The sequence below is a fragment of the Leptospira ainazelensis genome, assembly GCF_016918785.1.
GTDB classification, from domain to species: Bacteria; Spirochaetota; Leptospiria; order Leptospirales; family Leptospiraceae; genus Leptospira; species Leptospira ainazelensis.
Genome location: NZ_JAFFPT010000027.1, coordinates 34,931 through 56,928, shown reverse-complemented (window position 1 = coordinate 56,928; position 21,998 = coordinate 34,931). Strand labels below are relative to the sequence as shown.

Below are 21,998 nucleotides of genomic sequence, written 5' to 3'. Positions count from 1 at the left end.
AGGTTATGATCTTAGCAGATGTTCCAGAATTTCTTGTAAGGTTTTGCGAAAGAGCCTAAGCGGAAGCTCTGAAAAAAATCATTTTTTTGAAAAAGTAAGAATCTCTTTTGTGATCGAATCCAAATTGGTGGAACCCAGTTCGTCTTCTAAAACGCGCTCCGCCTTTTCATAGACCTTTGTCAAAATCGGTTGGATCGAATGACCGCAGATGCACTTTTTATTGGGAGTTTTCGAGTGCATCTGAAAGATCTTCTCGTCGATCGCTTCGTAGATTTCCTTTAGGCTGATTTCGGCCGAAGGCTTCGCGAGAATATAACCGCCGTTAGGACCCATCTGATTACGAACGATTCCCTGACTTTTCAAAAGAGAAAGGATCTTACGGATAACGACGGGATTTGTGTTCACACTTTTCGCGAGTTCTTCGGACGTTCTGGTTTTACCTTCGCTTAACGAAAGCAGGGAAAGAATGTGAATCGCGACTGTAAACCGGCTGGTCATATCTGTAAAGTGTCTGGTTACAGAATATAAAAATCAAAATCCCTGTCAAGTCCAAAGCTTTTGTTCGAAAAGGTCTTGCGCGCCCTTCTTCTAAAGTCAGAATCTTAGAATGTTTCAAAGTTATATCCTTCGATTTTTAGATCCGAACTTGGAAAAAGAATTTCGATTCTTTCTTCGGGATCATGTCGCCTCCTTTGTTCGGATCGGCGCCGTTTCGGCAGTGGCGGGATACTGTGCAATTTTTCTTCTCTTTTACGACGTTCTTCTCATCCGCGATAAACTGGTTCTTTGGATCCTGCTCGGGAGTTCGGTCTTTGGGGCGGTTTTGATTCTTTCTACGTTCAAAAAATTTAGAAGGACGATGGTTCCTATGTCGATGTTGAGCAATACGCTCGGAGGTTTTACCGCTGTTTACGCAGGATACACCTTTATCAAAGATCAGCACGCGATTCTTCTTACGATCCTGATCATCGTCTCTTATTACGCCTTTTTGGTTTTAAGAATCCGGACCTTTCCCGCTTTTTTTATTACAGCTTCGTATTTGGCGGCATATCAATACTTTCTTCTGACCGACGCAACCATGCCGAAACAAGAGAAGACGATTTATAGTTTTCTAATATGGTTTTCAGAATTTTTCGCGGTCATAGCCGGTTATACTTTGGAACTGACCACCCGAAAATTGTTTCTCCAAGCAAGGACGATCGAAACACAAACAAAGGATTTGGAGAACGAAAAGGAAAAATCAGACCTCCTTCTTCGAAACATTCTTCCGGACGCGATCGTAAATCGACTCAAGAACGAAAATTCTCAGATCTCGGAATACTTTTCCGAGTGTTCGATTCTTTTTGCCGACATCGTAGGGTTTACACTTTTGGCCGCGCGTAAAACGCCCGACGAACTCGCGGGGCTTCTCGATCGTTTTTTTTCCAGACTCGACGAACTCGCGGAAGACAGGGGAGTGGAGAAGATCAAAACGATCGGCGACGCATATATGGCCGCCGCCGGAATTCCGATCGCCTGCGAAGATCATATCGAAAGAATCGGAAACCTCGCTCTGGATATATTAAAAGAAGTGAATACGAATGAGGAACTCATCCGGGAAAACTTAAACATCCGCATCGGGATTCATTCCGGTCCGGTGGTCGCAGGCGTGATCGGAAGAAAAAAGTTCATCTACGATCTTTGGGGAGATTCGGTCAATCTCGCTTCTAGGATGGAATCGCACGGACTTCCGGGAAAGATTCACGTAACGGAAGAATACTTTTTAGCGGCTTCTTCCATCTTCCGATTGGAAAAAAGGGGAGAAGTCGAAATCAAAGGAAAGGGAACGGTTTCGACTTACTTTCTCGCCGGATAAAACGCGCGTTAGCCGGGAAGATCGATCTGGATCGGGAGATATTGAATCGAAGTGCTTCCCTGGCTCAACCATTCCGGGACCGCTCTTCTCCAGGAAATAAATTGGGGGGTTTCGAGATGGGCTTTTCTAGCGGCCTCGCTTTTATACACTTCCATAAATAAAAATTTGCCGGGGTCTCCATCCGCCTGAAGAACGTCGAGTCTCAAAACTCCGTCTTCGGTTTCGAGGGATTCTTTCGCCATCTCTTGGCTGACTTTTTTGAAATCTTCAATTCTTTCTTCAAAAATTTTATAGGAGGACGCGATCACGATCATACGATCAGAATTTCGAAACGGTTTCATTTTGGGAAGAAAAATCCTCCTTGCTTAAAACGACTGTTATCCAAAGAATTCTCAGAATGAAATTGAATACTCGAATTACGGAAATGCTCGGAATCGATTTGCCGATTATCGGAGCTCCTATGTTTTTAGTCTCCTATCCGGATCTGGTCGTTGCGGTTTCCGAGGCCGGTGGAATCGGATGTTTTCCTTCTCTCAATTATCGTTCTCCGGAACAACTCAAGGACGCTCTGCAAGAGATTCGTTCCAAAACAAAAAAACCGATCGGAGTAAATTTGATTCTTCACAAATCGCATAATCCGAATTGGGCAAAGCAGTTGGAAGTAGTTCTCGACGCCAAGGTCGAACTTTTGATCACAAGTTTGGGAAGTCCTCGAACCGTTGTGAGCGAGGCAAAAAGCGTAGGTTCCAAAGTGTTTTGTGACGTGACTACCTTGAGGCACGCGAATATTGTCGCAAAAGCAGGTGCGGACGCTCTAATCGCAGTTGCACAAGGAGCCGGAGGACACGCGGGAAACATTTCTCCGTTTAGTCTTTATCCGTATTTAAAAAAAGAAACGGGACTTCCGATTGTTGCCGCGGGAGCGATTTCCAGCGGAGCTCAGATGGTCGCCGCTCTCGCACTGGGAGCGGATGCGGTTTACGTGGGAACAAGATTGATCGCAACTCCGGAGGCGATGGCGTCCGAGGGTTACAAACAGATGTTGATCGACTCGGGCCCGGAAGAAATTGTCTATACGGAAAAAATTTCGGGAATTCCAGCGAACTGGCTCAAAAAATCCGTGGAGAAGGCCGGAGATCTTTCTCACAGCGGAGAGTCTCAGAATCTGGATCAGGAATACAAACGCTGGCGGGATATTTGGTCGGCGGGACACGGAGTGGCCCAGATCGAAGGATTGATTCCCGCGAAAGAAGTGGTTTTGGGAATGGCAAAAGAATATCTTGATATTCTAAATCGTTTGCCCCGTTAGAATTTTTGAAAACCCGTCCTTGTTAGTTTTACCGCAAAGAGTGTTTGAATTTATTTACAGGACGGGCGATTACCGATGGATTTGAAAAAAAAGATTTCGGATTTCTTACTCAAAAATCGATTTTTCTTTCCGATTCTCTCCGGGTTTGCTACACTTCTCGTTTTTAAAATCGTCTTAGGTTTTTTTCCCGAAGAATTGTACTCGAATCGGGACGACGGAATTATCACTTTGAGTCACGCCAAAAATTGGATCGATTTCGGTTTTATCGGAGTTAATCCGAGTGGAGAATTGATCGAAGGTTATTCTTCTCCATTGGAATTTTTAATCTTCGCTTTTGTCTATAAATTCGCGGCGATTCACTATACTACGTTTTTTACTTTGCAGTGGTGGTTGACTACGTTTTTGTTCGGCGTCGTTCTCTATCGACTTTTTGAAGAAGTCCGCGAGACAACTTCCGCTTGGGAGAATTTCGGTTTTGTTTTATCGACTACACTTTTACTTTCGGTTTCGTTTACGTTTCTTGCGTGGCACGCGTCGGGGATGGAGAATCCTTGGATGCATCTTTTCTATACGGTCTATCTTTTGATTCTTTTTCAAATCGCAAACGGAAAAGACGTTTCGATGTTTGGAGCTTCCTTGCTCCTTTTTGCGGCAACCCTCGTGAGAATCGAAAGTGTGTTTCATCTCTTTTTTATCAGCGTCGTTTTTCTTTTTATATCGTTTCGAAATCGTGTCTCTTGGAAAAAAACGCTTCCGATCTGGATCGCAGGCGGACTCTGGATCGTATTTTTTGGAATTCGATTTTTATATTTCGGAAAGATCTTTCCCAACACATCGACGGCGCAGGAACTTTCTCTCGGTGAAAACGTTTACAATCTGATCCGTTTGAACCCGGCTCTTTCTAAAAATTGGGAGATCTTTAAGTTCGGTTTTAAACAAAACGGGATTTTGCTGATTCCAATCTCCTTGTTTCTTCTTTTTTTTAAGAGAATCTCTTCGCGAGAGCGATTGTTCGTGATCCTTGCGGTTTCGCTCGCGGTTCCCGGTTTTTTGCATCCGTTTATTTTTGGAAACTACAGACTCGATCCTGCAAGACCGATGACCTGGCTCGCTGTAGTAGGCGCGATCCTGTTTGTGATTCGAGCGGGTGCGATCACCGAAAAACGGAAATTCTTGATTCTTCCGCTGGTCCTTATTGCCGGTTTTTTATCCTATAAGAATTACAAGTTCAAGTCCTATGATCTCTGTTGTAGTTCCAAGATTTTCGAGGAGAGAAGGGGACAGATTTCGGAAATCGCGAAAAAAGAGGAGATCGTAAGGCCTCTTGTTGCGATCGCGGATTTGGGTGCGTTGAGCTTTTATAAGGAATTTAATATATTCGATCTCGGTTATTTAGCCGCGAACAAAAAAAATCAGGACCGAGTGATTTCGTATATCGACGTCAGCCAGCCGGACGTTTTGGAAGTCCATTTTCCATGGAGCTGCGAATATTCCAAATTCTTAAATCGTCCTGAGTTTTCCAAAAATTACGGTTTGATAGTCGCCAATACCGAGAAGGTTCCTATTGCAGTCTGTCCTGACGGCGGTAAAATTTTGGCCGGAATTTATTTGAATCGAAGTATAGAGAAGAATTCGGATTCGATCGATAGAGAGGTTTATTCGGTTTTTGCAAAGGATTCTTCTTTGAAAAGTTTGAAATCTCAGATTCTGTTTTGTAATTCCAAAAAAGAACGTTGTCTTCCCTTGGTTCGAAATTTCTATCGTTTCTTAAACGAATGGAAAAAAAATCTGAAAGAATCCGAATGGGTCGAGGTTTCAAACGGAATTGAAAATCCGAAACTGAAGGATTATATGCAGGTTGTCTGGAATCGGAGTTCTCCGAGTGAAACGATTGTGGACGACCTGATCTTGTCCTTGAAATAAGGGTTTGTTCTAAACCGCAAAAGAAAAACCGTCTACGTCAATCGGAGCCAATACCAAACAAAAAGAAGGAGTTCCTACAGATTACGTCTCCTTCGAGGTTTATAAACTTTCTAAGGAATGAATCGCTGTGGGGAGTTCCTACATCCGAGACTTTGTGTTTCCAAAATATTGATTTTCTGATAAGGCAAAATACCCCGAGCTTTGTCCCAAAAAATCGGTTTATAGTTCCCGATGGGTTTCCTATACAAGAACGCGATTTTTCCCGAGGTTAGCCGTAGTTACGACAGATATTTTTTTTGCGGATTCGAACAAGTTTTCCACGGTGATTTACTTTGTGGGAACGGTTCATTTTTAAAAAACTCGTTCCGCCCGGTTCGATCGATTCAGACAGACTTTTTCTAAACGAAGTATATTCAAAAATTCTAAAATAATCTTGGGCCGGAAATCGAAGAAGGAACCGGTCCGTCGCAATTCTTCTCCGTAAAATGGAACGGGAAAAATTGCGTCTTGAAGAGAGGATTCTTATGCTTGTTTGTTTTTTAGAGGGATCATGTGGAAAACGCCAAAAACCAAAATCTGAAGCGCGTCCAGAATCGGATTGGAAGACTTGTGTTTGAGAGTAAACCAGAAGTATACGATCTCGAATAGATGTACTACGAGAGTTCCGATTCCGACCGCGCGGATGAGAAAGTCCAAAGGCTCTCCGAAAAGAAGAGCGCCCGACAGACTTGCTCCCACTAAGATCCAAAAAAAGACGGTTCCTATCTTCAATGATTGAAAAATTGGATTCATAATTCCCCCCGGAAAATTTCCATAATAGAAACGTTCTCTTCGACGTCCGTCAAGGAAAAAAGAGACAATCGATTGACTCATGTTAGGGGGAAAAAAAACTCTTGGTATGCTTCCTTGTTGTCATCATATTCTTTCCTCCGATTCTCATTCGATTCTTCCTTCTCCCTTTCCCTGGAAACATCCGGAGAATCGCCCTCCGCTTAGAGACGAAGAATCTCCGTCCCATCTTCTTCTTTTAAAAAAATACGGACTTCCGTTTATCATCGATATCCACACTCATTTTTTTCCGGAATACGTGATGAAACAAATCTGGAAGTGGTTCGACGGGGTCAATTGGGAGATCGCCTACCGAGAATCGGAAACCCAACGTCTCGAATCTTTGGCCAAAAATCAGGTTCGTTTTTTTACGACCTTGAATTACGCGCATAAGGAAAAAATGTCCGAAGGTCTCAATCGTTGGGTGTTTGAGAATCATTCGAATACCAAGGGTGCGATTCTTTTTGGAACGTTTTTTCCCGAACCGGGTTGTCTTGAATATACAAAACGAGCCGTTGAGGAATACGGCTTTCGCGGTTTTAAACTTCATTGCGAAGTGGGAAGGTTGGATTTAACCCGGCCCGAACTCTCGGATACATTTTCTTATTTGGAGAATAAAAAAATCCCTCTTGTGATTCATTCAGGCGACGCCCCTCTTCCGGGGCTTTATACAAACATTCGGTATTTTCGGTCGTTTATTCAACGTTATCCGGAATTGAGGACGATAGTAGCTCACATGGGTGCGAGCGAAGTCTGGGAATACGTTGAGTTGATGTCCCTTTTTCCGGAACTTCGTCTGGATACGACGATGGTCTTCGTTGATTTTCTCGCTACGGGCGAACAAACCGATCCTTATCTTACGATCTTAGAACGTTTTCCGGACCGAATCCATTTCGGTTCCGATTTTCCCAACATTCCATACGCGCTCAGTCATCCGATTTCGAATCTTCTCAATTCTTCTTTGTCCGATGAAGTAAAACAAAAGGTCTTTTTGAAAAACAGCGCGGATCTTTTTGGAATCAAACTCGAAAACTGAAGTTTGTTTTTACTCCCTTCTTTTAAAAATTCGAGCTCTTGAATCCGATTCTTAAGTTAGGAAAAAACTTGCCAACGAGGGTTCCATCTTTATCCTTTCGATATGCGTGCCCTTTTACAAAGGACTTTTAGTATCGCCTTAATCGCGGTTTTTGCGATTTTTTGCGGGAAAGGGGGAGCCGTCTCTCAAGCCGCTTCTGCGGAAGTCTATAAAAAGGTAGCGGACGCGTATTGTTCGCAGATGAGTCGTTGTAAGGAGCCTTATTTGTCTTCTCTGGAAGGGGTCCATCGTAAGGAAGCCGCTTTGACTTATCCGGATCACGCGCAGTGTTACAGCGACTTCAATTACGACGTGGATAAATCGGAGCCGATCGTTCTCAAAAAATTAAGCGACGATCTAAAATTGGACGCGGAACTCTGTATCAAAAGTGTCGAACGGGCGGATTGCGGTTCTATCGTCACGTATCAGATTCCGGAATGTGTGGAATACAACACGTTTCTCGAAACCCTTTCCGCCCCTTCTTCTACGAAATAAGTTTTATCTCGCTTCGACTTCTATCTTCTCGTCTTTTTCGTCTTCACTCAAAATCGGGCTGTCTAATTTTTCCAAAAGAGTCTGGAGCAGGAAAAAGTATGGGTTTACCTTTCCTGCGATTTCTTTTCCGTAGAGCTGGGTATATGTGTTGATCAACGAAAGATTCTCTTCCGTATTTTTCGAATAAGAATTTTGAGCCAAACCTTCCCAGAGAGTTTCCCCTTTTTGACAGTGGATGACTTTCCCGAGCGCGGTCAGATTTACTTTTTCAGGAGTTTCCTTTTCGATGATTTTTAACTGAAAGATTCCCTGCACTTTTTTGTCCGAGCTTCCGCAGAAGGAAGTTCCCGCCTTGTAAGGATATATGATAAATTCCTTATGATGAGAAAGATAATTTTCGGTGATCTTTGCGGCCAATTTTTTTTCGAACTCTCCGGTCTCACTTTCGGCCGGAACCTGGACCGCCAGACGTTTGAACGTCCCGAGATCCTTTTCCCATGTGGGCACGGATCTGACGTATTTCACCGTACAATTTGCTGTAACAAAAGATAGGGTGATAAAGATGATAAACTTTTTAATCATTCTTAAATTATCCTTTTTTCTTTTTAGGAGCCGCCTTTTTGGAGACGGGAGTTTTTTTCTTTGCCGCCTTCTTTTTCGGGGAAGAAGCCGGTGTGTCTACGTTCTTCGATCCTGAAGGGGTGGAACCGTTTTCGTCTTCTTCGCTAAAACCGAGAGGTTTGGATTCTTCTTCCTCTTCTTTGCGGGAACGATAGACCATTTCCAAAACGGTGGGCACAAGAGTAAGCGCGATGATCAGCGAAGAGGCGATTCCGATACTCGCTACAACTCCGATCGACTTGAGTCCTTTCTGATCCGCGATCAAAAGAGAACTCCAGCCTACAAGAGTGGTTAACGTGGACGCGATGATCGCAGGGCCGACCATGGACATCGCACGGACTACGTCGTGATCTTCTCGGAATCTATAGTAGATATAAATTCCGTTTTGAATTCCGTAACCTACGATAACCGGGAAAACGAGGACGTTCATAAAGTTCAATTGAATTCGGAACAAGGCCATAATTCCCAGAGTTACGAAGATCCCGAGAACGAGCGGGATCAAAGAGATGAGCGCAGGAATAATTCCTCGGAAGAATAAAATCAAGACTACTACGACTAAAACCAAGGTGATGAGAAAAGCGGCGACTCCTTCCCTTTGAACGATCTTGATGAGGTTCGCAAAAAGAATCAAACTTCCCGCCGTGTTGGAAATATAATGATGCGACCTTGCTTCTTTTAGAGTGTTAAACGGTCTCGTCTTTAGGATAAAGTCGACGGTTCCTTCCAAAAGACCCAGATTTTTAAACTGGGACGCAGAGTAAGAATTGAGCGCTTTTACGATCTGGCGTTCTTCGGTCGGAGTCCAGTTGTCTTTGACTTGATCGATGCTTACGTTTCCGTTGTTGTCGTAAAGAATCGTATTCAAAACTCTTCTGGAAAGTTTAGGATAGTGTAATTCTCCGACCGCATCGAAAAACTTCAGAAGTTTTTGTCCGTGCCAGAGAGCCACCTTAGGATAGATAAAAACTAGATGTCCTTTTTCTTTGGAGCCTTTTACTTCCTTGAATTGAGAACTGAAGTAGGTGGGAACTTCCGCCAAAGAATATTCCTTTACACTCAGATATTTTTTTACAACCGGAAGATACTTTCTTTGTTCCGGTTTGAGAAATCCGGCTTTGACCGGTTTCATATCGGTTTGAAGTTGTTTTAGAATTTTGAGGTTTGCCCTTTGTTGTCCTTTCGGCGGAACGAAGTTCCAAAGAGAAACTACCTGATCCACGGAACCCGCAATCTCGTTCGGAACCGGAGTCATGTAATCGAAGACGGCTTCGGATTCTTCCAAAGTGTCGACTACGATCACCTGAGGATCGGAGCTGATATCGAATCTGTCTCCGATCTCGTCGTAAAGATTGACCGAATCCAAATTGTCGACCATCAGGTCTCGTCCGTTGTAATTAAAGTGAATCCCCGGACTAAAACTAAAAAAGGAAATCACCACAACGATCGCAATGACGATTAACGTGAGAAGTCCCGGTTTTTTATAAAAACGATACAGAAGAGGGGAAGTAGTCTGGTCTTTTACGGAAAGGATGAATTGTTTTTTTAGAGAAGGAAACAAACGAAAGAGAAGAGTGATTTGAAGCGCGGTCACTCCGTACATCGAAACCGCGATGATCAGAATTCCGTAAGTCGCTATGATTCCGAATTCGCTAAAACCTCTAAACTCGGAGAACGCGAGGACTACAAACGCGGAAGTTGTGGTCAACGCCGAGATAAAAGAGGCGATCCCAGTATGATAGATCGTGTCCTTGATGGAACGAAGCATATCCTGTTTGCGGGTGTATTCTTCCCGGAATCTATATAAGAATTGGATCCCATAGTCGATACCGAGTCCCATCAAAATCGAAGCGATGATACTCGTAACCGAGTTGAGCTGTCCGATCACGATCGTCGTCAATCCAAAGGAGAATAAAATTCCCGAAAGAAGGGATACGAGAAGAATAACGATAAAAAGCGGATTTCTAAAAAAGAAAAGGAGTAAAACCGCGATTCCGATGAGGGAAGTCACCGCTATCGGTTTGAGCGCGGCCATCAGGGTTTCGTAGTCGTCCAAGTGAAGACGATACGTTCCCGTATAACCTACTAGAATTCCTTTTTTGTCCAGATTTAAGTCGGCTACGACTTCTTTGATTTTTTTATCGAGGGCGATGTTGAATTCGATGTTTGTAAAAGAGCCGGCGGGTTTGATCAAAAAGATCAACATTCCCTTATCCGGTGAAATATTATATTCGTCGAATATATCTCTTTTTGCAAGTTTTTGATATTTGGAAAGAATGTCGTTAAAGTCCGGATTGTATTCTTCGTCCGTGAGTTTGATAAAAAACGGATTGGCTCTTTCGACTTCCTCGTCGATTTTTCTTTTGACCCGTTTGCGGACTTCCAAAAGATCTTCGGTTTTTAAAAAGAGAGGAAGACGATTCTGCAAAAAGGAAACGTTGTATCGATAGGAAACATATTGAACGTATTCCTTTTCTTTTAAGAGTCTTTCGTTCAACTGATCGGATGCGTTTTTGATCGCGAGTTCTCTTTCTTTGTAGTAGCTCGCGTTCTTCTGTTTTACTTTTTCGGCTTCTTTGAGTTCCTGTTCCCAAACCTCGTTCTGACCTTTTTTCTTAGCGGCAAAAGCCTTGGTCAGATGCTCCGTCATTCCCTTTTCGTCTTTGAACTTGAGACTGACGATATAAAATCCGTTTCCGCCGATCATCTCGATGACCTTCTGTGTTTTAACAACGGAAGGATTGCTCTTGGGAAGAAGATCGAGATTGTTGCTGTTGACCGTAAGTTTGGAAGCCTGCCAAAAAGAAAGAAGCAGAAGAACGGCCAACACGCTGCAAGAACGGATCGGATTGAGGAGGATGGAATCGGTAAGTCCGGAAAGAAGCTTTCTCATGTTTGTTTTAGTTCTTTGCTTCTCTTTTGATAAGCGCGATGGTTTGTTTGATGCCGTTCTTTTTGATCGAAGGATCCACGGATTTGGTTCTATTGGTTTCGGAAGCGTATTTGCCTTCGTTTAAGAAGTCGGTGACATACCAGGTTCCGTCGATCTTACTTAAGATCCAAGAGAAAGTGATTCTTTCCGAACCGTTCCAGATGATCGAAGAAGCGAGTGTCGCGTTGTCGCCTTTGATCGCGGGTTTTTCATAGTTGATGTCGATCTTATCGAAGTATTTATGAGCGATCGGAAAACTGCGATGAACTATAAAATCGGAGATCGCTTCCTCGAATTCCTTACGATCCGCGTCCGCGATTTTGCCGGATGATTTCAGAAGTTGATTGCTGAACTGTTTTACGTGAATGATCGCGATCGCCTTTTCATTTTTCTTATAACGGATAAAGCCGATCAATTTTTTCACGGTGGAAGAGATCTGTTCTTCGTCTGACGGAGTTTCTTCCGGAGGAGCGGGGTTTGTTCCTTCTTGTGTCGACGGGTTCGGTTCTGCGGAATTTTGGGAAAAAAGCAGAGTGGGAAGGAATAGGGAAAAAAGGAAAAGAATGGAAATAAGTTTTTTCACAACACGTTACCTGTTGTTTATAGTTTTATGGATCCAGAAACGGTTCAGGAAGAACGGATTAGGACTTCCAACAGCTTTCTTGAGCGGTCGGGGAAGTCAACGGAATAAATCGGAAAGCGCCGGTTTGAGGACGACCTTTCTATAACTCGCCTTGGAATTAAATTCTACTTTTTTAAATCTTCGTAATCCGGAAGAAATACTTTGAGTTCACCCTTTGAGTTTAGGTTGAGATTCCCGAGAGAAAGTTGGAGGAGAAGATTTTTCATGTGAAAGTCGAGAAGATCGGAAGGATCCTGGTCGATCAGAAGCAGATCCGTATTCTTTAAAAAAACGGAACCGACTCGGATTTCACCTCCGGACATCGCGATCTGATTGGGAACTCCGGGCAGAAACGTAAGCCTCGGAAGCGAAGGAATTTTTTGAGAATCAAACCGAATGAGAATTCGATCGGACAACAATTCGAGATTGTGGATCGTTCCTTGGATGCGCGGAGGAGGTAAGAGCAGAAACGATTGGATGTGAAAACTCTTTTCTATGATTTCCAATCCTCGACCTTCCGGAATCGGAAGAAGCGTTTTGAGACCGACTCCGACATACGAAAGAAGATCTCCCGCTCCCGGAATTCCGGCGGCGTTCATCGATTCCGATTTCAAAATCAACATCGAACTGTTGGGCACCAATTCGAGATTGCAGATCATTTCCACGTCCACCCAGAAGACAAGTTTATATTCTCCTAAAATTCGAATCTTTCTTTTACCGTCGATTTCGATCGTGGATAGTTTCAAATTTCGTAATGGAAAGTTCGGAAACGTTTTTATGTTTTCGTTGAATAAAAATTCCAAGACTGAAATTTCAAATTCGGTTTCACCCTGAAAAAGATTGAGATGAAATGAGGAGGGATCGTTGAAGTTAACGGGAGAACCTTGCCGATTCGAGACCGCTTCTACTGTCAGTTTTTTTACCGTAAAATAGATCCGATCTTCCAAACGAAACTTAACGTTTTTGAGTTTTAGAAACGCGTTTGTGGAAACTTCCGAATTTTTTGCCGAGACGTTCGGCGTTACGATTCCGAAAAAAATTAAAATCCAAAAGAACACCTTCAGGTTCCGGAAAAATCGCATGGACGTATTCTGGAGAATCGTTTTTAAAAGAAAACCCTTTATTGTAGAATTCGAATCGATCTCTTAAGGAATGATCTTTTATATCGGTTTAGATTTTAAGTTTCCCCGATAAGAGATACGGATCCAAGTCGATTTCCTCGTCGATGTCGTTTAATAAAGGAAGAATCCGGACGTCCTTTCTTGCTAGTTGCAATTTTTCTAATGTCATTGCAAAAACGCGTTCGCTGCTCCAGGGAATTTCAGTGAAAATCTCCGGAGCAAGGGTTTTTAAACCTAACAAATAATATCCTCCGTCTTTGGCCGGACCGATCACGGCGTCTTTGGATTCCAACGCAGAAAACGCTTCCCGGATATGTTTTGTTTCAAGATCGGGGCAGTCGCTTCCGATGATCAGAACTTTTTCGGTTCCGCTTTGAAACGTTTCTAAAAATGAGTTCTTCATTCTTTCCCCGAGGTCCGATCCGGTTTGAAGATGAACACTCGTCCGCTTTCCCCAATCCGAAAAACCGGAATCCGGAATCGAATCAAAATACAGCCGAACGGGAATTTCTAAATTTTTGATTTGTTCTTTTGTAATTTCCAAAAGTTGTTCGTAAACTTTCAGAGCGGTTTTTTCGCCGAGAGTTTTGGCGAGTCTGGTTTTCACCCGACCCAATACCGGATTTCTTAAGAATAGAATTAAGGCTTTGTTTGAGTGCATTCTTTGTTATAAAAAACTACTAAAAAAGATATTCGCTTAGAAGGGCGTATGAAGAGAATCTGATTGACTAAACGTTTGCTTTGGATACTTTTAAAAGGATACAAATTCTTTCCATTTGAAAATAACAAATGTATCTGTTGTTAATTGAGTATGGACCTCGGTGTACGAGGGAGGATATTTTATGAAGAAATTTCGTATGTTTCTTTCTGCGGGAATGTTAACCGCGGCGGTTGTGGTTTCTCTTTTTTTCGGAGCTTGTAAAAAAGAGGAAAAAAATGACGACCTTCAGATCGGAGCTCTTCTTTGGATCGCAAGTCAACCTTATGTGGAACAAAGTAAAACCGGTTTTTTTATCATAGTCCCTAAGGGAATCGCTCAATGAGGAAACCGACCATGAAAAAAACTTGGATCTACTTTTCTTTCGCTGTGTTTCTTTTTCTCGGAACCGGACTTACGTTTCGTTCGGATCGAGTTCCATTTTTTGTAAGAGAGGATTCTCCAAAACCGTTTCCGGTGCGTCTGGAATTGTTACAACCTCTCAAAGCGAGCGCCGACACCTGGGGATTTGTGCGTCAGTCGGCGACTTGGGCGAGAGGGAACTCCCTTTTTATGGACGATTTGATCTTTGCGATCCGTAAAAATTTTCCTTTGGGAACAACCGTAAACCTCACTCTCCCCAATCAAGTTATGAGCGGACAATCCTTTACTCTCCGTTTAAAATTGAATTCGGGAGCGGTTTCCTACAAACCGACTACGTTAGCCGCCGCCGCGTCTTATACGAATTTTTTCGAGCTTCGTTCCACGAGCGACAATCAAGCCGCGCTCCAATTTTTCTTCGATGATAATCCGAGAGAAGCGGGTGGAGACGGGGCCGTACTTCTCTATCAATTGAGTCGTTTGGATCCGGTTCGTTGGAGCGGTGCGACCGCGATCATCGAAAGTTATGTTGTACAACCGGTTGTTACCGGATTTGCAAATCAAGGTTTGATTCAGACGTATTCTTGGAAAGGAACCCTCGGTGCGGATGCGCTGGGTCAAGACGTGGATACGGGAAGAGTGATCTTGGAAGAGATGGACAATCAAACGATCTTTTGTTTCAAATCCGTTGTTAGTTTTGCGGGAACCACGGACTTAGTTCCGATCAATGCGGGAACAACCGCGCTCGGTTACGCGCATAACCAGGGTCTTTGTCCCGGAGCCGGAAGAGAATACTACAAACTTGCCTATAGCCAAAAGTTGGACGGAAATCTAAACGTAACCGCGAAGGGAGGATTGGAACAAGCCGCGATCACATCCGGACAAGCGATTACTTGCACATCGACCGTGAATCAGTTTATTCCGTTTACACCAACCTATGGTCTGTTTAATTTTAACGGATTCGTTGCGGAGGGTGTGGCTTCTTCCGCGATTCCAACGGATTACGTTCCTTCTTCCAGAGTGGATTCTTTGTATGATCGAGTGGGAACCGTAGGAAAATCGGCAGCGACTACAACTCCAGCCGGTTCCAGTTGGGACACTCTTACACAAGCCTATGTGGACGCGATTACGGTAACCTTTGCGACGGTTCCTTAATTTTCACTCGTCCTTTCTTTTTTTAAAAGCCTCCGGAATCGGGGGCTTTTTTGTTTTCAATTCTTCTCTTATTTCTTTTTTGAATTTAAGAATGGAATTTCAACTGATCACATTTGCCCAAGCCTTTGACGAAGGAATTTCCAAAGAAGAATTGGACCTCGACGTTTGGCCCGTTTTTCTAAACCAGGATCCGATAGGAAAAAAATCTTATTCGTTGATTGTGGAAAAATTTTCGAACCTACATTGTGTCGCGCTCACAAAGGATCGAAGAATCGCCGGAACCGGAAAGTTAGTTCCCTTTTTTTGGGACGGTGACGAGGAGAATTTGCCAAAAGGTTGGGGGGAATCGGTTCTAAAAGGGATAGAAGATTTGGAAAACGGGGTTCGATCCAATTCAGCGAGCGCTTGGTCGATCGAAATTCTTCCGGAATTCAGAGGCTATAGTTTGTCTCATACGATTCTTTCGGCGCTCAAAAAGAATGCGGCGTCTCAGGGCATTCTCCATTTGTTCGCCTGCGTAAGACCGAATCAAAAAGAAAAATTTCCATTCTTATCCATGGAAGAATATTTAGAAAGAAAAAGGGAAGACGGTTTTTCGGAAGATCCTTGGATTCGTGTTCACGAAAAGGCCGGCGCGAAACAAATCCGCGTCGAAAAAAAATCCATGTGGATCCAAGGAACGATTTTGGAATGGGAAGAATGGACCAACTTGAAGTTTCCGAAGTCGGGCGAGTTTGCGATTCCGGGAGGTCTTGTCCCGGTCGTCATCGACCGAGACTTAAATTTAGGAGAATATGCGGAACCGAACGTTTGGTTCCGCCATAAGACAGACGCCTAAGGAAACTTAGGCGGTTCTTCTCAGAATGTCTTGGACCGGATCGATTTCCTTTCCTTCCACAAAGGAAGAACGATAACTCAAAAACCAAATCGCGGAAATCGCGCTCAAGGCCAATGTTCCGATCGTAATATTAAAAACGCCGGAAAGCGCATACGCTCCCACGACTAAAATCGCCAGACGAATCGGTTCGGCAAACAAAGCCCAACGTTTTCTTTCTAAGATTCCGCCTAACGTGAGAAGGGAGAAGAGCGTAATTCCGCTGATCACTCCGATATTGAACCAAGGAAGGCTTTTTACTTTTAGGAGCATTCCGAAGGCTAGGGAGACGGTGAGAACAAACCAAACGAGAGAATAAATACTCAACCCTTTGGGAATTTCTATATCATATTTATGGAATGTTTTTGCGGATACTTCGGGAATCGGATATTGTCCTCCGAGTTCTTTGGGTCTCCAGCCGGGGGCCGCAAAAAAGGCCTTGATCTTATCGGACCAACGAGGGGATTTCCAAGCGAGTTCGATCATTTCGGACCAATAGTGCAGGTTTGCCCAGATCGGATTAAAACTCTGGAGCGGTTTGACCGTTCCGTAAACCGGTTCTTCGGTTTCGGGTTCGAAGGTTCCGAATAGTTTATCGAAAACGATCAGAATTCCGGCGTGATTCTTATCGATATACCTTGGATTGATTCCGTGGTGCACTCGGTGGTGGGAAGGGGTGTTGAAGACCGCTTCAAACCAACGAGGAAGTTTATCGATCGCTTTTGTATGGATCCAGAATTGATAGATCAGGCTGATTTGTCCGTTGAGAATCAGGACGATCGGTGAAAAACCGATCAGAGCCAACGGCAGGTAAAAGACCCAGGTAAAAATTCCATGGAAAGCCGCTTGTCTCAATGCAACCGTTAGATTGTATTCTTCGCTCTGATGGTGCACAACGTGTCCCGCCCAGAGAAAGTTAACCTCGTGACTGAGACGGTGGTTCCAGTAGTAGGCGAGATCGTATCCGATTCCACAAAGAATCCAAACTCCGACCACAAGGATCCAAGCCCAGGTTGTGGAACCGAGTCCGAATACTCCCGCGGGAACGATCGACATTGCCTCACCCGGCCAAGACGGAAGGTTGAAAATTCTAAAATTGTTGTAAAGATAGATGTATGCGGTAAAAGTAACCATCTTCGTGAAGACTCCGATTACCTCGCTCGCGGTTCCCGCAGACAGATCGTTGATTGAATCGTTCAATCGATAGAGTTTTCGCTTGCGATACGCAGAATATCCCATTTCTATAAAAATGAGTAAAAAGAAGAATGGAATTGCGATCGTGACTAGATTGATTTCCATAAAGCCGCCCAAATTAGTTCTGGTTTGAGTTTATTCCTCTAATTCCGGATCAGTCAATTCAAAAAATAGAACCAGGGTTCCATCGGCCAATTTTAAGATTACGTTTGTTATAATTAAAGACATCCTTGGTCGAGGTTTCGCCTAACGGAAGATTGTCGTTGTTCTGACAAATTCTTTGGAAGTTTTGACCCGCTTGCAGATCAGGTTATGGTTTTTTTTGAGAGGAATGTTTTTCTTTTTGCATAACTTGAGACACGAATCCAATCTCCGTTTTTTTGCAACGTCGTCCGCTTACGGTATTTTTTCGGTTCCGGGAATTTCGATTCTTTTGACAAGATTCGATTGTCTCAAGTTTCATTCGCAGGAATGGATGACTCTTACTAAATAGTCTTTGCGGTTCGTTTGCAGATCTTAAATTTCGTACTGAAACCGACTTTTCACAAAGAAAAATAAATCCTTTTGAATTCGTTCGAGTGAGACATTTTCGAGGATCAGAATTGAATGGTTGTTTCATTTTCGGTCAATTTAATAAAGTCTACCGGAGTATCGACTATCGTTAGCTTTTCGAAGTCTTTGGCTGGAATAAATTGTTTTAGAATAGGCAAACATTCCTCAAGTTCATTTGTTCTGTGTCCGATTTTTCCTCCCTTTAATAGTTTAAAGCCAAAGTCAGAGTAAAGTTTAATGGCTCTAAAACTTCCCGGTTGAGTGTGAATGTAAATGGGGTAATCTTCTTTGACAAATTTTCGCATAATTTCTGAAAGTACGGCCCTTCCTAAACCTTGCCCTTCGTATTGCTTTAAAGTTTTTAACCAATGAATGGAATTGAATTTTCGGTATGCTTTCCAGTGCGAACAAGTTGCTATCGGCTTATCATCTTTGTTGCACACAAAAATTGTGTTCTTATAAAAAGTTTTCATATCCGAACCGTAAGAGTCCATAATAATCTGATTCATAAAATCTTGATATTCCGCGGGTACAGTTTCTGAATCGAAAGGAAAGGCTTTCCATATTTCCAATTCTTCAGGTCGGCAATTCCTAAAATAATAATCGGAACTCAAATTCGTGAGTGAGTGATCGTTCAATTTCTCGCACATCATAAAGATGTTATACTCTGGTATTTCTTCCTCTGTCATCTTATTCATTGATTGGTTACTGTTATTTATCTATAGCGTTATCATCTATTATCGGACGGAGTTTCTTGATTTTGAATTAGAAGTTATCCTTAAAAAATTTTTCTATTGTTTTTCCATTTTTAAACGCCAACAATCCCAAACAGGATCGGTCGATTCCGTAACTTTTCTTTTCGGTATTTATTTATATTTTGAACCGAATTCGTTTTTCTTTTTTAGATTGAACACAAAACGGAGGACCGTCCCCTCTTAAGAAAGTTTTCACAGGACTCCGATTCTTTCGTAAATTCCAGGATGTTTTGTAGTGTTGGAAGTTTTATGGAGACGGATTTTGGCTTATCTTGAGGAACGTAGACGTGCATAGATCCATTGATCCAGAAAGATCCCATTCTTAAAAACGGCGTCTTTTTGGGTTCCCTCCAAAACGAAACCGTTTTTTTCGAGGGCCTTTACCGAGGCGGGGCGGTTGGAAAAAACTTCCGCGTAAATCCTGTGGAGCCCGTGTTCCGTATATGCAATATTTATGATGGATGCGATCGCTTCTGTGATAATTCCCCGATTCCAAAATTTTTCACCGATCCAATATCCGATCTCCGCGTTGAATCGATAGACGTCTTCCTTAAATATCAAATTGATCACTCCGATCGCCTGCTCTTCATATACGATCGCAAAGGTTCTGGATCTGGAATCCCGAAGACTGGAATGAATATAGTCGAGTGCGTCTTGAAGAAGATAAGGAAACGGAAACACTCCTCTCAAACCGGAAAATACGTTTTCGGAATTCGCGTGGATCGCGATCGAATCCGCATGTCTTTCCGAAATTGGTTCTAAAAGAATGTTCATTTTATCTGTCAAAGGACGAGGGAGAATCGAATTCTCGTCAAAAGGATCCACAAAAAGTTTTGATCGTCAATTCTCTTCGTAATATTCTTTCCTTCCTATGTTATAAATTTCCCTCAAAACTTGACGAATTCATCCCCAAACGCAATATCTGGTCTTTATGGCGGCTAAGAAAAAGAACTGGCTTCTTTACGGAGCAAACGGTTATACGGGCGAGCTGATCGCAAGAAAAGCTGCGGAAAGGGGATTCAAACCCGTTCTTGCGGGAAGATCGGAACTCAAGATTCGCCCTCTCGCGGAAGAACTCGGACTTTCTTATCGAATTTTTTCTTTGGATCACGCGGCTGAAGTCGAAAGCCAGATCGCGGACTGTTTTGCCGTCTTACACTGTGCAGGCCCTTTTGTGGAGACTGCGGTTCCTATGGCGAATGCTTGTATCGCAGCCGGCGTTCATTATTTGGATATCACGGGAGAAATTCCGGTTTATGAAAAACTCTATGCGCTTTCTTCCAAGGCAGTTGCAAAAAAAGTAATGCTCCTTCCGGGAGTCGGTTTTGACATCGTTCCTACCGATTGTCTTGCGGTGATGCTGAAAGAGAAACTACCCAAGGCTCATTTTTTAGAACTCGGATTTTCGGGCTTTACCGATATTTCCAGAGGAACTCTCAAAAGCGCGCTCGCACAATTGCCTTTTGGAAGTAAGGTGAGAAGAAACGGAAAGATCGAAAACATTCCTCAGTTGAGTCTAAAAAAAATCGTAGAAGTCAGCGGCAGTTACGCAGAGTTTTTTGCGATTCCTTGGGGAGACGTGTTTACCGCGTTTATATCCACCGCAATTCCCAATATCACGGTTTATTCTTCTTTGCCGGCCGCACAGGCAAAACTTTTAAAATGGTTACAACCCACTACAGCGCTTCTCAAAAGTTCTCTGATTTTGAAAGGAGTCCAGAAACTCGTGGAGATTACGGTTAGCGGCCCGGACGACGAAAAAAGAAAGCACGGTTCCGTTCTTCTTTGGGGTGAGGCTTGGACGGAAGCGAGTTCCAAAAAGGTTTCGATTCGGATGCGATGTGCGGAAGGTTACGAATTTACGATGGAATCTGCGTTAGCCGCCATTGCTAAGGTGGAGAAGGGTAAAACACAAGCCGGTTTTACGACTCCGGCGACCGTTTTCGGTTCGAAGTTCGTTTTGGAAATTCCGGGAACAAAGATCTTATCCTGATTTTCTTACGGTTTTTTACGGCCCATCCACGTACCCATAAGGGAACTGAATCTTTATAAGAGTTTGTCGGAACAACGACAATCCTCCGTGAAAAGTCGCGCGCCCCGCCCTGAAATTTTGGGTGGAGGGGCGGGTGGCGGAAAAAATCGGGTGACTTTGCTCTATCACAAAATCATATTTTTTGCAAGTAGAATTCTCTCTCAGAGCTTTTGTCGGAACTCCTACAAAAGCTCTGATTGGGATCTCCTGATTCGAAATTGTTTACTTAACTTTTTTGTGGGTAAGGTTATGATCCACGTCGGGGGATGAACCGATTTATTTTCGAAAAACGATTCCGATTTGAATAACTATTCATAAGCGGAAAATTTCAGTTTATAAACGTTGCGAACGTTTTCAGGCGTTAGGCCAGTTTCATCCCGAATCATTTGAGGATAGAATTCTCTTCACCGTCGTATTCTTCTCCGTCCGCCGTTCCCAAACCCAAAAGCACAGAATCACAATCCATCACAAGAGTGTTCAAAAGCCTTTTTTTGATTGGAATCGCTTACGGTCAAAAAGATAGATTCCGCGATTTCAATCCGGATATGAAAATCCGATTTCCCTTGTATCCTTTTTAAGAGATCGTTTCTTTACGTTTTTTGGAATTTGTAAATCCTTCTTTGAATTTTTCAACTCGTAATGTTTCCAAATCAGGAAGGATTTTCTCACGATCCGGGTAGGATTGAATTTCAATTTTACGATCCATTCCCAATCGACCTTGAGTTATTAACAAAATGTTTTCAAAAACTTCCGTTTGTCAGAAGTCGTAAGAGTCATCTTCCTTCCGGGATAGAGAATGATACCTCATGGAAAAAAGAATATCACAGAATCCTATTTTATCTTGTGAAACTTTAAGATGATAGAACGTTTTTTTTAAGATGTTCGCGTTGTTCTTTTTTGAACTTTTTAGGAGTGATTCCTTCGAATTTGATAAAAGATCTTAGGAAAGCGGAGTAGGAATTAAATCCGACCGCAAGACCGATCGATAACACGGAACGGTCCTCTTCTTCTATGAGCATTTGTTTTGCTTCTTCGATTCGAAATCCGTTTACGAACTCGTTAAAACTTTTACCGATGACTTCGTTTAACAACGCGGAAAGACAGTGTAAGGAAAGTTTCATTTCTTCGGCCAGAGAAGGAAGTCTGAGTTCTTCATCCAGAAAAAGTCTTTCCTCGGTCATCAGACGTTCCAATTTTTCTTTTTGTTGCTCCAAATCCAAACCTTCCAAAAACGGATTCTTTTTTTCGGGAATCGAAATATTCTCCGATACGAATGTTTTTTCTAGGAACTCGAACTTTTCATTTTTTCGATCGGCTTTGTCGAAAACGGCTAAGTAAGAATTTTGAATTTCCAAAAAGGAAAAAATCCATTTCCGATTCGCAAGCAAAGACAAACCAAACACCAAAAATAGAAGAGGTTCGGATGAAAGAAGAATTCCGAAAGCGGAGATTAAGACGAGAGTTTGAGCGGAATCGATTTGGTAAGAAATAGAATCGTTTTGTTTCATAGGAGAGACCTCGTTTTCGAAAAAGAAAAATTTTCTATTTCGCATTTTATCTTTTTTGCGAAGTCGATTCGG

General features: G+C 42.9%; 22 protein-coding genes and 1 pseudogene. 10 read left to right on the top strand and 13 right to left on the bottom strand.

Translation table 11 applies throughout. The features are described from left to right. Positions 1 to 78: 78 nt before the first annotated feature. Positions 79 to 498, bottom strand: coding sequence for an Rrf2 family transcriptional regulator (locus JWG44_RS07885; protein WP_205274418.1), 420 nt, complete (start codon positions 496 to 498; stop codon positions 79 to 81). 109 nt (positions 499 to 607) lie between these two features. Here JWG44_RS07885 and JWG44_RS07880 point away from each other — a divergent pair. Continuing rightward, positions 608 to 1,955, top strand: a pseudogene (locus tag JWG44_RS07880) (adenylate/guanylate cyclase domain-containing protein). On the opposite strand, the gene JWG44_RS07875 reads toward JWG44_RS07880, so the two are convergent. Beyond that, positions 1,864 to 2,169: a putative quinol monooxygenase gene (locus tag JWG44_RS07875; protein ID WP_205274518.1), complete on the bottom strand. Its 306-nt coding sequence runs from the start codon at positions 2,167 to 2,169 to the stop codon at positions 1,864 to 1,866. The pseudogene JWG44_RS07880 and the gene JWG44_RS07875 sit on opposite strands and share 92 nt — an antisense overlap. 83 nt (positions 2,170 to 2,252) lie before the next feature. Between JWG44_RS07875 and JWG44_RS07870 the strand changes: the two genes are divergently transcribed. After that, positions 2,253 to 3,164, top strand: coding sequence for an NAD(P)H-dependent flavin oxidoreductase (locus tag JWG44_RS07870; RefSeq protein WP_408611914.1), 912 nt, complete (start codon positions 2,253 to 2,255; stop codon positions 3,162 to 3,164). A 75-nt stretch (positions 3,165 to 3,239) separates the two neighbouring features. Next, complete coding sequence (locus JWG44_RS07865) at positions 3,240 to 5,087, top strand: hypothetical protein (RefSeq protein ID WP_205274416.1); 1,848 nt, start codon at positions 3,240 to 3,242, stop codon at positions 5,085 to 5,087. Positions 5,088 to 5,609: 522 nt separating this feature from the next. Here JWG44_RS07865 and JWG44_RS07860 read toward each other — a convergent pair. Beyond that, positions 5,610 to 5,879, bottom strand: a complete 270-nt coding sequence (locus tag JWG44_RS07860; RefSeq protein WP_205274415.1) for a DUF1145 domain-containing protein — start codon at positions 5,877 to 5,879, stop codon at positions 5,610 to 5,612. Between the two features lie 106 nt (positions 5,880 to 5,985). Between JWG44_RS07860 and JWG44_RS07855 the strand changes: the two genes are divergently transcribed. Together JWG44_RS07855 and JWG44_RS07850 are read left to right on the top strand one after the other, a co-directional pair. After that, a complete protein-coding gene (locus JWG44_RS07855) occupies positions 5,986 to 6,951 on the top strand; it encodes an amidohydrolase family protein (RefSeq protein WP_205274517.1) in 966 nt (321 codons plus the stop codon). Positions 6,952 to 7,053: 102 nt separating this feature from the next. Further along, positions 7,054 to 7,485, top strand: coding sequence for an LA_2478/LA_2722/LA_4182 family protein (locus tag JWG44_RS07850; protein ID WP_205274414.1), 432 nt, complete (start codon positions 7,054 to 7,056; stop codon positions 7,483 to 7,485). Between the two features lie 3 nt (positions 7,486 to 7,488). Here JWG44_RS07850 and JWG44_RS07845 read toward each other — a convergent pair whose 3' ends face one another. The 5 genes from JWG44_RS07845 to JWG44_RS07825 all read right to left on the bottom strand — a co-directional run bounded on the left by JWG44_RS07845 (position 7,489) and on the right by JWG44_RS07825 (position 13,439). Then, positions 7,489 to 8,067, bottom strand: a complete 579-nt coding sequence (locus tag JWG44_RS07845; protein WP_205274413.1) for an MXAN_6521/LA_1396 family lipoprotein — start codon at positions 8,065 to 8,067, stop codon at positions 7,489 to 7,491. Between the two features lie 7 nt (positions 8,068 to 8,074). Beyond that, entirely contained in the window at positions 8,075 to 10,996 is a 2,922-nt protein-coding gene (locus JWG44_RS07840) for an efflux RND transporter permease subunit (RefSeq protein ID WP_205274412.1), read from the bottom strand. Positions 10,997 to 11,003: 7 nt separating this feature from the next. Then, entirely contained in the window at positions 11,004 to 11,618 is a 615-nt protein-coding gene (locus JWG44_RS07835; RefSeq protein WP_205274411.1) for an ABC transporter substrate-binding protein, read from the bottom strand. A 164-nt stretch (positions 11,619 to 11,782) separates the two neighbouring features. Then, positions 11,783 to 12,715 carry a hypothetical protein gene (locus tag JWG44_RS07830; RefSeq protein ID WP_205274410.1) on the bottom strand — a complete coding sequence of 311 codons (933 nt, stop codon included), beginning with the start codon at positions 12,713 to 12,715 and terminating at the stop codon, positions 11,783 to 11,785. Between the two features lie 112 nt (positions 12,716 to 12,827). Further along, a complete protein-coding gene (locus JWG44_RS07825) occupies positions 12,828 to 13,439 on the bottom strand; it encodes a TIGR04282 family arsenosugar biosynthesis glycosyltransferase (RefSeq protein ID WP_205274409.1) in 612 nt (203 codons plus the stop codon). Between the two features lie 181 nt (positions 13,440 to 13,620). On the opposite strand from JWG44_RS07825, the gene JWG44_RS07820 reads away from it, so the two are divergent. From JWG44_RS07820 to JWG44_RS07810, 3 genes are all read left to right on the top strand, one after another. Continuing rightward, complete coding sequence (locus JWG44_RS07820) at positions 13,621 to 13,821, top strand: LIC12338 family lipoprotein (RefSeq protein ID WP_205274408.1); 201 nt, start codon at positions 13,621 to 13,623, stop codon at positions 13,819 to 13,821. Continuing rightward, a complete protein-coding gene (locus tag JWG44_RS07815) occupies positions 13,818 to 15,011 on the top strand; it encodes an LIC_12337 family protein (protein WP_408611913.1) in 1,194 nt (397 codons plus the stop codon). The genes JWG44_RS07820 and JWG44_RS07815 overlap by 4 nt, the downstream gene beginning before the upstream one ends. Positions 15,012 to 15,102: 91 nt before the next feature. Then, positions 15,103 to 15,849, top strand: coding sequence for a hypothetical protein (locus JWG44_RS07810; protein ID WP_205274406.1), 747 nt, complete (start codon positions 15,103 to 15,105; stop codon positions 15,847 to 15,849). Positions 15,850 to 15,855: 6 nt separating this feature from the next. On the opposite strand, the gene JWG44_RS07805 is transcribed toward JWG44_RS07810, so the two are convergent. Continuing rightward, the gene (locus JWG44_RS07805; RefSeq protein ID WP_205274405.1) at positions 15,856 to 17,184 is read right to left on the bottom strand and encodes a sterol desaturase family protein; all 1,329 of its coding nucleotides are present in this window, start codon (positions 17,182 to 17,184) and stop codon (positions 15,856 to 15,858) included. Positions 17,185 to 17,377: 193 nt separating this feature from the next. On the opposite strand from JWG44_RS07805, the gene JWG44_RS07800 reads away from it, so the two are divergent. Continuing rightward, on the top strand, positions 17,378 to 17,572 hold the full coding sequence (locus tag JWG44_RS07800; RefSeq protein ID WP_205274404.1) for a hypothetical protein: 195 nt from the start codon (positions 17,378 to 17,380) through the stop codon (positions 17,570 to 17,572). Positions 17,573 to 17,675: 103 nt separating this feature from the next. Here JWG44_RS07800 and JWG44_RS07795 read toward each other — a convergent pair whose 3' ends face one another. Together JWG44_RS07795 and JWG44_RS07790 are read right to left on the bottom strand one after the other, a co-directional pair. Then, on the bottom strand, positions 17,676 to 18,320 hold the full coding sequence (locus JWG44_RS07795; RefSeq protein WP_205274403.1) for a GNAT family N-acetyltransferase: 645 nt from the start codon (positions 18,318 to 18,320) through the stop codon (positions 17,676 to 17,678). Between the two features lie 333 nt (positions 18,321 to 18,653). Beyond that, the gene (locus JWG44_RS07790) at positions 18,654 to 19,172 is read right to left on the bottom strand and encodes a GNAT family N-acetyltransferase (protein WP_205274402.1); all 519 of its coding nucleotides are present in this window, start codon (positions 19,170 to 19,172) and stop codon (positions 18,654 to 18,656) included. Positions 19,173 to 19,317: 145 nt separating this feature from the next. Between JWG44_RS07790 and JWG44_RS07785 the strand changes: the two genes are divergently transcribed. Beyond that, positions 19,318 to 20,379: a saccharopine dehydrogenase family protein gene (locus tag JWG44_RS07785; protein WP_205274401.1), complete on the top strand. Its 1,062-nt coding sequence runs from the start codon at positions 19,318 to 19,320 to the stop codon at positions 20,377 to 20,379. 613 nt (positions 20,380 to 20,992) lie between these two features. Here the strand turns inward: JWG44_RS07785 and JWG44_RS22455 are convergent. Next, on the bottom strand, positions 20,993 to 21,124 hold the full coding sequence (locus tag JWG44_RS22455) for a hypothetical protein (protein ID WP_269752201.1): 132 nt from the start codon (positions 21,122 to 21,124) through the stop codon (positions 20,993 to 20,995). 145 nt (positions 21,125 to 21,269) lie between these two features. Beyond that, entirely contained in the window at positions 21,270 to 21,926 is a 657-nt protein-coding gene (locus JWG44_RS07780) for a helix-turn-helix domain-containing protein (protein WP_205274400.1), read from the bottom strand. Positions 21,927 to 21,998 lie beyond the last annotated feature (72 nt).

Coding starts and splice junctions, on each gene's coding strand:
- JWG44_RS07840 (WP_205274412.1), bottom strand. CDS start 10,996: ATGAGAAAGCTTCTTTCCGGACTTACCGATTCCATCCTCCTCAATCCG.
- JWG44_RS07805 (WP_205274405.1), bottom strand. CDS start 17,184: ATGGAAATCAATCTAGTCACGATCGCAATTCCATTCTTCTTTTTACTC.
- JWG44_RS07855 (WP_205274517.1), top strand. CDS start 5,986: ATGCTTCCTTGTTGTCATCATATTCTTTCCTCCGATTCTCATTCGATT.
- JWG44_RS07885 (WP_205274418.1), bottom strand. CDS start 498: ATGACCAGCCGGTTTACAGTCGCGATTCACATTCTTTCCCTGCTTTCG.
- JWG44_RS07870 (WP_408611914.1), top strand. CDS start 2,253: ATGAAATTGAATACTCGAATTACGGAAATGCTCGGAATCGATTTGCCG.
- JWG44_RS07875 (WP_205274518.1), bottom strand. CDS start 2,169: ATGATCGTGATCGCGTCCTCCTATAAAATTTTTGAAGAAAGAATTGAA.
- JWG44_RS07845 (WP_205274413.1), bottom strand. CDS start 8,067: ATGATTAAAAAGTTTATCATCTTTATCACCCTATCTTTTGTTACAGCA.
- JWG44_RS07810 (WP_205274406.1), top strand. CDS start 15,103: ATGGAATTTCAACTGATCACATTTGCCCAAGCCTTTGACGAAGGAATT.
- JWG44_RS07795 (WP_205274403.1), bottom strand. CDS start 18,320: ATGACAGAGGAAGAAATACCAGAGTATAACATCTTTATGATGTGCGAG.
- JWG44_RS07860 (WP_205274415.1), bottom strand. CDS start 5,879: ATGAATCCAATTTTTCAATCATTGAAGATAGGAACCGTCTTTTTTTGG.
- JWG44_RS07820 (WP_205274408.1), top strand. CDS start 13,621: ATGAAGAAATTTCGTATGTTTCTTTCTGCGGGAATGTTAACCGCGGCG.
- JWG44_RS07815 (WP_408611913.1), top strand. CDS start 13,818: ATGAGGAAACCGACCATGAAAAAAACTTGGATCTACTTTTCTTTCGCT.
- JWG44_RS07850 (WP_205274414.1), top strand. CDS start 7,054: ATGCGTGCCCTTTTACAAAGGACTTTTAGTATCGCCTTAATCGCGGTT.
- JWG44_RS22455 (WP_269752201.1), bottom strand. CDS start 21,124: ATGGATCGTAAAATTGAAATTCAATCCTACCCGGATCGTGAGAAAATC.
- JWG44_RS07785 (WP_205274401.1), top strand. CDS start 19,318: ATGGCGGCTAAGAAAAAGAACTGGCTTCTTTACGGAGCAAACGGTTAT.
- JWG44_RS07865 (WP_205274416.1), top strand. CDS start 3,240: ATGGATTTGAAAAAAAAGATTTCGGATTTCTTACTCAAAAATCGATTT.
- JWG44_RS07780 (WP_205274400.1), bottom strand. CDS start 21,926: ATGAAACAAAACGATTCTATTTCTTACCAAATCGATTCCGCTCAAACT.
- JWG44_RS07825 (WP_205274409.1), bottom strand. CDS start 13,439: ATGCACTCAAACAAAGCCTTAATTCTATTCTTAAGAAATCCGGTATTG.